The sequence below is a fragment of the Bacillus sp. SN1 genome (genome assembly GCF_002796895.1).
Lineage (GTDB): Bacteria > Bacillota > Bacilli > Bacillales > Bacillaceae > Bacillus > Bacillus inaquosorum.
Map to the genome: position 1 here is coordinate 147,707 of NZ_PHIE01000006.1, position 12,552 is coordinate 160,258.

14 protein-coding genes are annotated in these 12,552 nt (G+C 46.7%); 10 read left to right on the forward strand and 4 right to left on the reverse strand.

Annotated elements, in window-relative coordinates:
• The first annotated feature begins 126 nt into the window (after nt 1-126).
• Nucleotides 127-1,023 carry a lipoyl synthase gene (gene lipA / locus CVV77_RS18850; protein ID WP_003222888.1) on the forward strand — a complete coding sequence of 299 codons (897 nt, stop codon included), beginning with the start codon at nt 127-129 and terminating at the stop codon, nt 1,021-1,023.
• A gap of 15 nt (nt 1,024-1,038) precedes the next feature.
• On the opposite strand, the gene CVV77_RS18855 is transcribed toward lipA, so the two are convergent.
• The gene (locus tag CVV77_RS18855) at nt 1,039-1,674 is read right to left on the reverse strand and encodes a YhcN/YlaJ family sporulation lipoprotein (protein ID WP_100276201.1); all 636 of its coding nucleotides are present in this window, start codon (nt 1,672-1,674) and stop codon (nt 1,039-1,041) included.
• A gap of 113 nt (nt 1,675-1,787) precedes the next feature.
• On the opposite strand from CVV77_RS18855, the gene CVV77_RS18860 reads away from it, so the two are divergent.
• Genes CVV77_RS18860 through nucF form a run of 3 tightly spaced genes read left to right on the forward strand, consistent with a single transcriptional unit; the run spans nt 1,788 to nt 3,309 of the window.
• Nucleotides 1,788-2,063 (forward strand): YutD family protein, encoded by a 276-nt coding sequence (locus CVV77_RS18860; protein WP_003228682.1) that lies wholly within the window; start codon nt 1,788-1,790, stop codon nt 2,061-2,063.
• A gap of 23 nt (nt 2,064-2,086) precedes the next feature.
• A complete protein-coding gene (locus CVV77_RS18865) occupies nt 2,087-2,521 on the forward strand; it encodes a DUF86 domain-containing protein (protein ID WP_003240943.1) in 435 nt (144 codons plus the stop codon).
• A 17-nt stretch (nt 2,522-2,538) separates the two neighbouring features.
• Nucleotides 2,539-3,309: a 5' nucleotidase NucF gene (gene nucF, locus CVV77_RS18870; RefSeq protein ID WP_100276202.1), complete on the forward strand. Its 771-nt coding sequence runs from the start codon at nt 2,539-2,541 to the stop codon at nt 3,307-3,309.
• A 25-nt stretch (nt 3,310-3,334) separates the two neighbouring features.
• Here nucF and CVV77_RS18875 read toward each other — a convergent pair whose 3' ends face one another.
• On the reverse strand, nt 3,335-3,835 hold the full coding sequence (locus CVV77_RS18875; protein ID WP_003240947.1) for a phosphatidylglycerophosphatase A family protein: 501 nt from the start codon (nt 3,833-3,835) through the stop codon (nt 3,335-3,337).
• Between the two features lie 152 nt (nt 3,836-3,987).
• Here CVV77_RS18875 and cotNH point away from each other — a divergent pair, with 152 nt between their 5' ends.
• From cotNH to CVV77_RS18900, 5 genes are all read left to right on the forward strand, one after another.
• Nucleotides 3,988-5,040 carry a spore coat-associated protein CotNH gene (gene cotNH, locus CVV77_RS18880; protein ID WP_033878971.1) on the forward strand — a complete coding sequence of 351 codons (1,053 nt, stop codon included), beginning with the start codon at nt 3,988-3,990 and terminating at the stop codon, nt 5,038-5,040.
• Nucleotides 5,041-5,207: 167 nt separating this feature from the next.
• Nucleotides 5,208-6,509: a homoserine dehydrogenase gene (locus tag CVV77_RS18885; RefSeq protein ID WP_003240951.1), complete on the forward strand. Its 1,302-nt coding sequence runs from the start codon at nt 5,208-5,210 to the stop codon at nt 6,507-6,509.
• Complete coding sequence (gene thrC, locus CVV77_RS18890) at nt 6,509-7,567, forward strand: threonine synthase (protein ID WP_084991342.1); 1,059 nt, start codon at nt 6,509-6,511, stop codon at nt 7,565-7,567. The genes CVV77_RS18885 and thrC overlap by 1 nt, the downstream gene beginning before the upstream one ends.
• The gene (thrB, locus tag CVV77_RS18895) at nt 7,564-8,493 is read left to right on the forward strand and encodes a homoserine kinase (RefSeq protein ID WP_100276203.1); all 930 of its coding nucleotides are present in this window, start codon (nt 7,564-7,566) and stop codon (nt 8,491-8,493) included. The genes thrC and thrB overlap by 4 nt, the downstream gene beginning before the upstream one ends.
• 108 nt (nt 8,494-8,601) lie before the next feature.
• Nucleotides 8,602-10,575, forward strand: a complete 1,974-nt coding sequence (locus tag CVV77_RS18900; protein WP_100276204.1) for a S9 family peptidase — start codon at nt 8,602-8,604, stop codon at nt 10,573-10,575.
• Between the two features lie 41 nt (nt 10,576-10,616).
• Here the strand turns inward: CVV77_RS18900 and CVV77_RS18905 are convergent, their stop codons facing one another.
• Complete coding sequence (locus tag CVV77_RS18905) at nt 10,617-10,952, reverse strand: NifU family protein (RefSeq protein WP_010886606.1); 336 nt, start codon at nt 10,950-10,952, stop codon at nt 10,617-10,619.
• An 87-nt stretch (nt 10,953-11,039) separates the two neighbouring features.
• Between CVV77_RS18905 and CVV77_RS18910 the strand changes: the two genes are divergently transcribed.
• Entirely contained in the window at nt 11,040-11,366 is a 327-nt protein-coding gene (locus CVV77_RS18910; protein ID WP_100276205.1) for a YuzD family protein, read from the forward strand.
• A gap of 25 nt (nt 11,367-11,391) precedes the next feature.
• Here the strand turns inward: CVV77_RS18910 and CVV77_RS18915 are convergent, their stop codons facing one another.
• Complete coding sequence (locus CVV77_RS18915) at nt 11,392-12,459, reverse strand: NAD(P)/FAD-dependent oxidoreductase (protein ID WP_003240960.1); 1,068 nt, start codon at nt 12,457-12,459, stop codon at nt 11,392-11,394.
• Nucleotides 12,460-12,552 lie beyond the last annotated feature (93 nt).

Consider the following 12,552-nt stretch of genomic DNA (forward strand, 5'->3'; position numbering starts at 1 on the left):
AAAGTGTCTAGAGAAAAGACTTTCTTTAGTTAGAAAAACATTATTTTTGTTGCAGAAATACCTTTCTCGTTTTCAGAATGTTTCGTGTCAGAAATTGAGTATATTGGATATTGGAGATGATGGGAATTGGCAAAGAAAGACGAACACCTCAGAAAGCCCGAATGGCTCAAAATCAAATTAAATACAAATGAAAACTATACAGGCCTCAAAAAACTCATGCGGGAAAACAACCTGCATACCGTATGCGAAGAAGCAAAATGTCCGAATATTCATGAATGCTGGGCGGTCAGACGTACAGCGACATTTATGATTTTAGGTTCTGTTTGTACAAGAGCATGCCGTTTCTGTGCTGTCAAAACGGGCCTTCCAACTGAGCTTGATCTGCAAGAGCCGGAACGCGTAGCGGATTCTGTCGCGCTTATGAATCTGAAACACGCGGTCATTACGGCTGTTGCGCGTGACGACCAGAAAGACGGCGGAGCAGGCATTTTCGCGGAAACTGTTCGTGCGATCCGCAGAAAAAGCCCGTTCACAACAATTGAGGTGCTGCCGTCTGATATGGGCGGAAATTATGATAACCTGAAAACCTTAATGGATACACGTCCAGACATCCTGAATCACAATATCGAAACGGTTCGCCGCTTGACGCCAAGAGTTCGCGCGCGTGCGACGTACGACCGTTCGTTGGAATTTTTGCGCCGTGCGAAAGAAATGCAGCCTGACATTCCGACAAAATCAAGCATCATGATCGGACTTGGCGAAACGAAAGAAGAGATTATTGAAGTCATGGACGACCTCTTGGCAAACAATGTGGATATTATGGCAATCGGCCAATATTTGCAGCCGACAAAGAAACACTTAAAAGTCCAAAAATACTATCACCCTGATGAATTTGCAGAATTAAAGGAAATCGCAATGCAAAAAGGCTTCAGCCACTGCGAAGCCGGTCCGCTTGTCCGTTCATCTTACCATGCGGATGAACAGGTGAACGAAGCATCTAAAAAGCGCCAAGCACAAGCATAATGCCAAAACGCCAGATCATCTGGCGTTTTTGTCATTCCTGTCGATTTTCATGTCCTGACGGGTTTCTCCGTTGGCATTTTCATTCTCTGAGACAGGGCTTCCTTGAGGGGAGTTTTTCATTTCTTGAATGGTCCCCGACATGATCTCTCTAATATCCCTTGAACCGGAACCGAGATTGCTGTAATTTTCGATGGATTGCATATGGTTTGGATTATCAGAAATATACACATGATAGTATCGCGGTATCACAGAAGCTGCCGTTTTCTTCACCTGATCGGCGGTCAGCCCGCGGTTTTTGGAATCGGTTTTGTACACGACAAGCGCTTCTCGATCGGTCACCAGTGTGGCAGCATCTTGAATATGAGGGAGCTGAACCGTTAAACTTGATATGATGTGAGCGGTTTCTTCCCGATTCATCACCGGTGCTTCCTGCTGTTCGCCGTCAAATTGTTCTTTTTGATAACGGACATAGCCAAATTGTTCGTTCTCATCATGCCGGTTAAAAGCCTCGTTGCGGTCAGACACATAAATGGGCCTGGTTTGATTCCGCGTCTGGTTTTGGACATTTTGCTCGGCATTATCTAATCCTGCGCCTCCGCATCCGGATAAAAGACCGGCCAACAGGCAGAGGCTGACAGCAGTTGGTTTCATTTATAAATCCCTCCTTATGTGTAGGGTAGCCAAATCGCATGATTTATTCTTTAGCAATTGATGGGGACGGGGCAATGAATTATGATAGGAATGAGTGAAAAAGAGGTGAGATCATGATTCTTATTCAAAATGCCGAATTTGAATTGGTGCACAATTTCAAAGACGGCTTCAACGAAGAGGCTTTTAAAGCCCGCTACTCCGATATTTTAAATAAATACGATTATATTGTGGGAGACTGGGGATACGGTCAGCTTAGGCTCAAGGGCTTCTTTGACGACCAGAATCAAAAGGCAACCTTCGAAACGAAAATCAGTACATTAGATGAATACATTTACGAATACTGCAATTTCGGCTGTGCGTATTTTGTCTTGAAACGGATCAGAAAATAAACATACACAAAGGGGATGCTGTCATGTATTTTGTTGACAGAAACAAGATCGAGCAAACACTTGGGTTCTTTGAGCACCAGCTGGCGCTTTTTAACTCACAAACAGACTGGCAGTCTGAAATCGGGGGACTGGCGCTTCAGCGTATAGGCCATTTGCTAATCGAATGCATTCTGGATACAGGAAATGACATGATTGACGGTTTTATTATGCGGGACCCGGGCAGCTATGATGACATTATGGACATACTTGTTGATGAAAAAGTTGTCACAGAACAAGAGGGAACGGAGCTCAAAAAATTGATCGCCTACCGCAAAACATTGGTTCAGCAGTACCTGCTCGCTGACAGCGCAGAGCTTTACAGGCTGATCACGGCACATCAGACAGCTCTGCAAGACTTCCCGCAACGGATCAGAAGCTACTTGGAAACAGAGCTTGGCCCTGTTTCCGCGTTTAAATAACAACTGGAGTGTTGGAAATGAAAACATATAAAGGGTATTTAATTGATTTAGACGGAACAATGTACAATGGCACGGAAAAAATCGAGGAAGCGTGTGAATTTGTCAGAACGCTGAAAGATCGCGGCGTTCCTTATCTTTTCGTGACAAACAACTCTTCGCGCACACCGAAGCAGGTGGCGGACAAGCTTATGTCTTTTGATATTCCGGCAACAGAAGAGCAGGTCTTTACGACAAGCATGGCGACTGCCCAGCATATTGCCCAGCAGAAAAAAGACGCGTCTGTGTATGTGATCGGGGAAGAAGGCATCCGCCAGGCGATTGAAGAAAACGGCCTGACGTTTGGCGAGGAAAACGCGGATTTTGTCGTTGTTGGTATTGACCGGGCCATTACATACGAAAAATTTGCTGTCGGCTGCCTTGCAATCAGAAATGGCGCCCGCTTTATTTCCACTAACGGAGATATTGCGATACCGACTGAAAGAGGCCTTCTGCCTGGAAACGGCTCACTGACATCTGTATTAACCGTATCGACAGGCGTACAGCCCGTATTTATCGGCAAGCCGGAATCAATTATTATGGAGCAGGCGATGCGCGTTCTCGGCACAGATGTGTCGGAAACACTTATGGTCGGCGACAACTACGCGACGGACATTATGGCCGGCATTAACGCCGGTATGGATACGCTGCTTGTTCACACAGGCGTAACGAAAAGAGAGCATATGACAGACGATATGGAAAAACCGACTCATGCCATTGACTCTCTGACTGAATGGATTCCAAACATTTAAAAAAGGGCGCCCCAAAAGGGTGCCCTTATTCTGTGTGCCGCGCGCGGTGTGCGAGCCTGCTTGAGGCCGCGGCGGAAATCGCACCGACGATGTCATCTAGAAAGGTATGGCACTCGCCGGTTGATTTATCATTCAAATGTGTAAGGATTCCGGGTTTTTCTTTGTCGATGTAGCCGTAGTTCGTAAACCCGATTGATCCGTAAATGTTCACGATGGAAAATGCCAGAACTTCATCTACTCCATATAGGCTCTCATCTGTTTCCAGCATCGTTTGCAGCGGTTCAGACAGTTTTTTCTGCTCAGCAAGAACATCCAATTCAATGCCCGTTAAAATCGCATTTTGCACCTCGCGTTTTGCGAGAACGCGATTGACGTTCAACGTGCATTCATCAATGGTTAAATCCGGATGATATTTTTTCTGCAGAAAAAAGACAAGCTCGGCAATGTCTGACACCTCAACGCCGCGCTCCTTCATCCGTGCTCTTGCTTTTGCTTCCATCTGACTGATTTGTTCGTTTTCTGACATCAGCTTCACCCAATCTTTTTTACTAGTTTATACAAAATGTTTGAGATGTTTACGACTTTTTCTTGCGCCTTCGTCGGATTAAAATATGTATTCATAATTCCGGACGTGTATGACTACGATGTGATGAGCCCTAATTCTACAGGCAGGTGATCATTGTGAAAGGTACAATAAAAGAAAAATACGGTATTCATATCAGGCAGCTTTCCATGTACCAGCACACATATCAATGCTTTCAGACGCCGAATTCATTCTTTCTGATTGTCCCCGTTTCCCAATTCTCAGATACGGAACTGGCGGAGCTTTATTACATGAGTCAGTATTTACAAGAACAAAGTGACCCATACGTTTCGGTTTTTATCTTTACAAAAGAAGGTGAGCTAACGTTTGAACATGAAGGAAAAACGTACGCTCTGCTGAAGGCGGCACCCCCTGTTTCAAACCGGGCGTTCTCCATTGGAGCGGAGCTGGCGGAATTTCACCGAAAAGGCCGAGGGTATCCGTATGAAGTGAAGGCAGCCGGAAGAATCGGCCAGTGGAAGGATCTGTGGGGAAAACGCATTGATCAGCTGGAAGCGTTTTGGCAGCGGAAGGTTCATACCCCTCCGCACGAGCCATTCGATAAAAAAATGATCGAGTCATTTCCATATTATTTAGGTCTGTCAGAAAACGCGATACAATATTTAGTGGACACTGAGCTGGATGACAAGCCCCAAGCCGCTGATTCAGGAACGATATGCCATCAGCGGATGGAAAGACATACATGGTCATCCGAATCCTTGCTTAGGATTCCGGCGGATTGGGTTTTTGACCACGCCTCACGCGATTTGGCTGAATATATGAGACATACGTTTTTGCATCACAGACAGGATTTTAATCAGCAGGGCTTTCTCTTTTTACAGGAATACGGGCAAGTCACGCCGCTGTCTTCGTTTTCGAAACGTCTTCTGTACAGCCGCCTGCTCTTCCCGCTTCATTATTTTGAAATCGTGGAGAGCTACTACATGTCGTCAGAATCAGAAAAGCATTATTATGAAGAACAGCTTGACTTCATTCTTAGCGACTGCGGCCGCTATGAGCAATTTCTCAATACAGCGCAGGAATTCATGAATATGCGGGCGCAGAAGCCATTTGTTCCCCGCGTGAGCTGGCTCGGCAACGGCAGCCCAGGGGGAGGAGAAAATCTGACAAAAATAATTAGAAAATAAAGAATCTTGTCATATCAATGTGTTAAGCGTTTACATTCGTAAAATTCAGCCGATTGCTGTCTTGTCAAAACAGGAGAGGGCTTATATAATGTTTGTAACTTATATGTCTGTGTTGAGTTAACAATTGTCTTTTTTGAGAGGACAATCAATAGAAAGGTGGAGTTTTTTTGAAAGCGATTCGTGTAGGGCTTTTAGGTTTAGGTACCGTCGGAAGCGGTGTCGTTAAAATTATTCAAGACCATCAGGATAAGCTGATGCATCAGGTCGGCTGTCCGGTTACGATAAAAAAAGTGCTTGTAAAAGATCTAGAGAAAAAGAGAGAAGTAGATTTGCCAAAGGAAGTGCTCACGACCGAAGTGTATGATGTCATCGATGATCCAGATGTTGATGTCGTCATCGAGGTGATCGGCGGAGTTGAACAGACAAAACAATATTTGCTCGACGCGCTGAGATCGAAAAAGCATGTTGTCACAGCAAACAAGGATTTAATGGCTGTGTACGGCTCTGAGCTGCTTGCGGAAGCGAAGGAAAATGGCTGTGATATCTACTTTGAAGCCAGTGTTGCCGGCGGGATTCCGATTCTGCGTACGTTAGAGGAAGGTCTCTCATCAGACCGGATTACAAAAATGATGGGGATTGTGAACGGAACAACGAACTTTATCTTAACAAAAATGATTAAAGAAAAAAGCCCTTATGAGGAAGTGCTCAAGGAAGCGCAGGATCTTGGCTTTGCCGAAGCTGATCCGACTTCAGACGTGGAAGGGCTTGACGCCGCACGGAAAATGGCGATATTGGCGCGCCTCGGCTTCTCAATGAACGTGGATCTGGAAGACGTCAAAGTAAAGGGGATCTCCCAAATTACAGACGAGGACATCAGCTTCAGCAAACGCCTCGGCTATACGATGAAGCTGATCGGGATTGCTCAGCGTGACGGCAGCAAAATTGAAGTCAGCGTACAGCCGACACTGCTTCCTGACCACCACCCGCTTTCTGCTGTTCATAATGAGTTTAACGCCGTTTATGTATACGGCGAGGCTGTCGGTGAGACGATGTTCTACGGACCGGGAGCCGGAAGCATGCCGACTGCGACCTCTGTTGTTTCTGACCTTGTCGCTGTCATGAAAAATATGCGCCTCGGCGTAACCGGCAACAGCTTTGTTGGGCCGCAATATGAGAAAAATATGAAATCGCCGTCTGACATTTACGCACAGCAGTTTTTAAGAATTCATGTAAAAGATGAGGTCGGTTCATTCTCGAAAATTACGTCTGTGTTCTCAGAACGGGGCGTGAGCTTTGAAAAGATCCTTCAGCTGCCGATTAAAGGCCATGATGAGTTAGCCGAAATCGTGATTGTGACACACCATACATCTGAAGCTGATTTCAGTGATATCCTGCAAAACCTAAATGATTTGGAAGTCGTTCAAGAAGTCAAAAGCACATATCGTGTAGAAGGGAACGGTTGGAGCTAATGTGGAAAGGACTTATCCATCAATATAAAGATTTTTTACCTGTAACAGATCAAACACCGGCGCTTACTTTACATGAAGGAAACACACCGCTTATTTATCTGCCGAAGCTGTCTGAGCAGCTCGGAATTGAGCTTCATGTTAAAACAGAAGGCGTCAATCCTACGGGATCATTTAAAGATCGCGGAATGGTCATGGCTGTGGCGAAAGCAAAAGAAGAAGGCAACGACACGATTATGTGCGCGTCAACAGGAAACACTTCCGCTGCTGCGGCGGCTTATGCAGCCCGCGCTAACATGAAATGCATCGTCATCATCCCGAACGGCAAAATCGCATTTGGTAAACTCGCTCAGGCTGTCATGTACGGAGCCGAGATTATTGCAATTGACGGAAACTTTGACGATGCGCTTAAAATTGTCCGTTCCATCTGTGAGAAATCACCGATTGCCCTTGTCAACTCAGTTAACCCTTACCGCATAGAAGGCCAAAAAACAGCTGCCTTCGAAGTGTGCGAGCAGCTGGGAGAAGCGCCGGATGTGTTAGCGATCCCGGTCGGAAACGCGGGAAACATCACTGCGTACTGGAAGGGCTTCAAGGAATATCATGAGAAAAACGGCACAGGCCTTCCGAAAATGCGCGGCTTTGAAGCGGAAGGCGCGGCGGCAATCGTGCGCAATGAAGTAATTGAAAATCCCGAAACAATAGCAACGGCCATTCGTATCGGAAACCCGGCAAGCTGGGACAAAGCTGTAAAAGCAGCTGAGGAATCCAATGGGAAAATTGACGAAGTCACTGATGATGAAATTCTTCACGCGTATCAACTGATCGCCCGTGAAGAAGGCGTGTTTGCAGAACCGGGTTCTTGCGCGTCTATCGCAGGAGTGCTGAAACAGGTGAAATCCGGAGAAATACCGAAAGGCAGCAAGGTCGTCGCTGTGTTAACAGGAAACGGACTGAAAGATCCGAACACAGCGGTCGACATTTCGGAAATCAAGCCTGTCACATTGCCGACTGATGAAGACAGCATCCTTGAATATGTAAAAGGAGCGGCCCGTGTATGAACGAAGCCGACATGCTGTTCACTGTCACTGTTCCCGGAAGCACGGCTAACCTAGGCCCCGGCTTTGATTCAGTCGGAATGGCGCTCAGCAGATATTTGAAGCTGACCGTCTTTGAAAGCGACAAATGGTCTTTTGAAGCTGAAACAGAAACAGTCGCCGGAATTCCGGCGGGTACAGATAATATGATCTATCAAGTGGCAAAACGGACAGCAGATTTGTACGGCAAAGAAATGCCGCCTGTCCATGTGAAGGTGTGGAGCGACATTCCGCTCGCACGCGGCCTTGGCAGCAGCGCCGCGGCGATTGTAGCGGCCATTGAACTGGCTGATGAATTATGCAGCTTAAAGCTGTCTGAAGCGGACAAGCTGCATTTAGCCAGTCTTGAAGAAGGACATCCGGACAATGCGGGCGCTTCTCTCGTTGGCGGACTTGTTATTGGCCTGCATGAAGAAGACGAGACACAAATGATACGCGTCCCGGATGCTGACATTGACGTTGTCGTTGTCATTCCTTTTTACGAGGTGCTGACAAGAGACGCAAGAGACGTGCTTCCGAAAGAGTTTCCATATGCCGACGCCGTAAAAGCAAGTGCCGTCAGCAATATACTCATCGCTGCGATCATGTCCAAGGATTGGGCGCTCGTCGGGAAAATCATGAAGAAGGATATGTTTCATCAGCCGTACCGGGCGATGCTTGTCCCTGAGTTGTCCAAGGTAGAACATGTCGCCGAGATGAGGGGCGCATATGGAACGGCGCTCAGCGGGGCAGGCCCGACGATTCTCGTCATGACTGAAAAAGGAAAGGGAGAAGAGCTGAAAGAACAGCTCGCGCTTCATTTCCCTCATTGTGAAGTTGACGCTTTGACCGTTCCGAAAGAGGGAAGTATAATAGAGCGAAATCCTTTATATCAAGTAAAAAGTGTATAGATCATGCCAAGCGTTCCTCAGCGTCAGCGGAGGGCGCTTTTTTTCTGCTGGAGATAAAGGAGTTTTTATTTAGAAAAACGAAATACTTGTAAAAAGGAGGAGATGAAAATGAAAAAGCTGATAACCGCAGAAGACATCACAGCGATTGTCTCTGTGACCGATCCTCAATATGCCCCAGACGGCAGCCGTGCCGCATATGTGAAGTCACAAGTGAACCAAGAGAAAGATTCGTATACATCAAATATATGGATCTATGAAACGAAAACGGGCAGATCTGTTCCTTGGACACACGGAAAAAAGCGGAGCACGGACCCAAGATGGTCTCCGGACGGGCGCACGCTTGCCTTTATATCTGATCGTGAAGGCGATGCGGCACAGCTGTATATCATAAGCGCTGAAGGTGGAGAAGCGAGAAAATTGACTGATATCCCGTATGGCGTGTCAAAACCAATATGGTCCCCGGATGGCGAATCGGTGCTGGTCAATGTCAGTTTGGGAGAGGGAGAAAGGATTGATGACCAAGAAAAAACGGAGCCGGACAGCTTTGAACCCATTGAAGTGCAAGGTCTATCCTATAAACGGGACGGCAAAGGGCTGACGAGAGGTGCGTATGCCCAGCTTGTGCTTGTCAGCGTGAAGTCTGGTAAGGTGAAGCAGCTGACAAATCACAAAGCCGATCATGGCGACCCTGCCTTTTCTTCTGATGGCAAATGGCTTGTTTTCTCAGCTAATTTGACTGAGACGGATGATGCCAGCAAGCCGCATGATGTTTATATCATGTCGCTGGAGTCTGGAGATCTTAAGCAGATTACACCTCATCGCGGCTCATTCGGACCAAGCTCATTTTCACCGGACGGAAGGTATCTTGCTTTGCTTGGGCATGAAAAGGAATATCATAATGCAACGCTCGAAAAGGCGTGGCTCTATGATATCGAACAAGACCGCCTCACATGTCTGACTGAGATGCTAGACGTTCATTTAGCGGATGCGCTGATTGGAGATTCATTGATCGGAGGTGCCGAACAGCACCCGGTTTGGACGAAAGACTGCCAAGGGTTTTATGTTATCGGCACAGATCAAGGCAGCACGGGAATCTATTATATCTCGATTGAAGGCCTTGTGTATCCGATTCGTCTCGAAAAAGAGTACATCAATAGCTTTTCCATTTCACCTGACGAACAACACTTTATTGCCAGTGTGACAAAGCCGGACAGACCGAGCGAGCTATACAGCATCCCGCTTGGGCAGGAAGAGAAACGGCTGACTGGCGCGAATGACAAGTTTGTCGGCGAGCATACGATTTCAATACCTGAAGATATTCAATTTGTCACAGAAGACGGCGTGACGGTGAACGGCTGGCTGATGAAGCCTGCACAGGCGGAAGATGAGACATCATACCCTCTTATTCTCAACATACACGGCGGACCGCACATGATGTACGGGCATACATATTTTCATGAATTTCAAGTGCTGGCAGCGAAAGGGTACGCGGTAGTTTATATCAATCCGAGAGGAAGCCACGGCTACGGGCAGGAATTTGTGAATGCCGTCAGAGGAGATTATGGAGGAAAGGATTATGAGGATGTGATGCAGGCTGTGGACGAGGCTATCAAACGAGATCCGCAGATTGATCCGAAGCGGCTCGGTGTCACGGGAGGAAGCTACGGAGGCTTTATGACCAACTGGATCGTCGGGAAGACGAACCGCTTTAAAGCTGCCGTCACCCAGCGCTCCATATCAAATTGGATCAGCTTTCACGGCGTCAGTGATATCGGCTATTTCTTCACAGACTGGCAGCTTGAGCATGACGTGTTTGAAGACACAGAAAAGCTCTGGGACCGTTCCCCTATAAAGTACGCAGCAAATGTCGAGACACCGCTTTTGATTCTGCATGGCGAGCAAGATGACCGGTGCCCGATCGAGCAGGCTGAGCAGCTATTTATTGCCTTGAAAAAAATGGGCAAGGAAACCATGTTCGTCCGTTTTCCGAAAGCATCGCACAATTTGTCACGCAGCGGTCACCCGGGACAGCGGATCAAACGCCTGAATTATATCAGCTCATGGTTTGATCAATATCTCTAAAAAAAAGCCAGGCTGATGGAAATATCAGCCTGGCTGCTTTATTAAAAGACTTGTTCTACTTCAACGACACCCGGCACTTCTTCAAGAAGAGCGCGTTCAATTCCGGCTTTCAGCGTAATTGTTGAACTTGGGCAGCTGCCGCATGCGCCTAGAAGACGAAGCTTTACGATACCTTCATCTACGTCTACAAGCTCACAGTCACCGCCGTCACGAAGTAAAAACGGACGAAGTTTGTCCAGTACTTCCTGCACCTGTTCTTTCATTTCAACTTCAGTCATGACATTCGCTCCTTTCGTCGTCATAAAACCATTATATTCAGTGTAACAATAAAAATCTATTGTTTGGTTTGCAAAGTTGCTTTCCCTATTATAGCACATTCAGACTTGAACACAAAAACGGTTTTTTTCTATAAAAATGTCTCTTGGCTCTGTATACTGAATAGAAAGGAGAAGGAGGGTTTATCAGTGACAAAACCAGTCATGCTCAGCGTGTACGGGGCAGAAACCATTTGTGCAAGCTGTGTCAATATGCCGACGGCCAAGGATACATACGAATGGCTTGAGGCAGCGCTGAAAAGAAAATATCCAAATCAGCCTTTTATGATGCAATACATCGATATTCATGAGCCGCCTGACAATGAACATGCGAAAGAGCTTGCGGAGAAAATCAGAAATGACGAGTATTTTTATCCGCTTGTGCTCGTAGCAGACAAAATTGTCGGTGAAGGCAATCCGAAATTAAAAGACGTTTATGAGGAAATGGAGAAGCATGGGTATGCAGAAAACCGCTGATATGATCAGCGGTTCTTCTCTATCATTAACCGTTATGGTGTTTGTACATCCACAGCAAGCCGGATTTCAGCATACGCGGAACACGGCCGATCAGCGGGCGGTCAGCAACAAGACCGAAGCCGGCTTTTTTACCGAGTGAACCGAGAACGCCTTTCAGCTTGAACTGCGGCATTGATTCTGGAAGGGCTTCTCCATTCCAGCGTTTTTGCAAGATTTGGACAATCTGCTCTGCTTGAGCCTCTGCCAGCTGGGCGCTCGGTGCATGAGGAAGGCTGGCGCAATCGCCGACTACGTACAGATGTTCATCACCAGGAATATTGTGATGAGGCGTTAATACGATACGCCCTTGTGCGTCCTTCTCCACATCTAAGTCTCTGACGACTTTGTTGGGCTGGATGCCGGCTGTCCATACAATGGCATCTGCAGAAATCGGATCATCGTGGTTATACACAATGCCTTCTTCTACTTTAGTGATATTTGCCCTATTAATGATGCGGACACCGTGCTCTTCGAACCATTTTTGCACATATTTGCTCAAGCGCTCGGGAAAGCTTGATAAAATGAGATTGCCGCGGTCGAACAAAATAATGTTCAGGTCATCACGGCTTTCTCTCAATTCACTTGCAAGCTCAACGCCGCTAAGGCCCGCTCCGACAATGGCGACAGTGGCATTAGCGCTCAGGTTATTCAGCTTTTGATAGGTTTCGCGGGACTGGTCGATGGTTTGAATGCTGTAGGTGAATTCAGGCGCTCCCGGCACGTTGTGATATTTATCCTCACAGCCGAGCCCGATCACGGCGTCATCGTAAGAAATCGGTTCACGATCTTGGAACAGCACTTGTTTTTGTGCAATATCAATTGATGAGATATCACCGTATTGGACATCCAGGCGAGGGTGCTCTGGGAATGACACTCTGATATGATGGTCAGAAATTGTGCCTGCGGCAAGGGCATAATATTCTGTTTTCAAGCAGTGATAAGGATTTCTGTCAATTAACGTGATTGAAACATCATCAGGCAGCTGGTTTGGCAATAAGCGATGAAGAACACGCATGTTCCCGTAACCTCCGCCGATCAAGACCAATTTTTTCATTTGAATTCCCCTTTAATCCGAAGAGTATGATAGACACATTGAAGAAAATACGAACTATGTAAAATAACATCTAGAATTATATCGAATTTGATC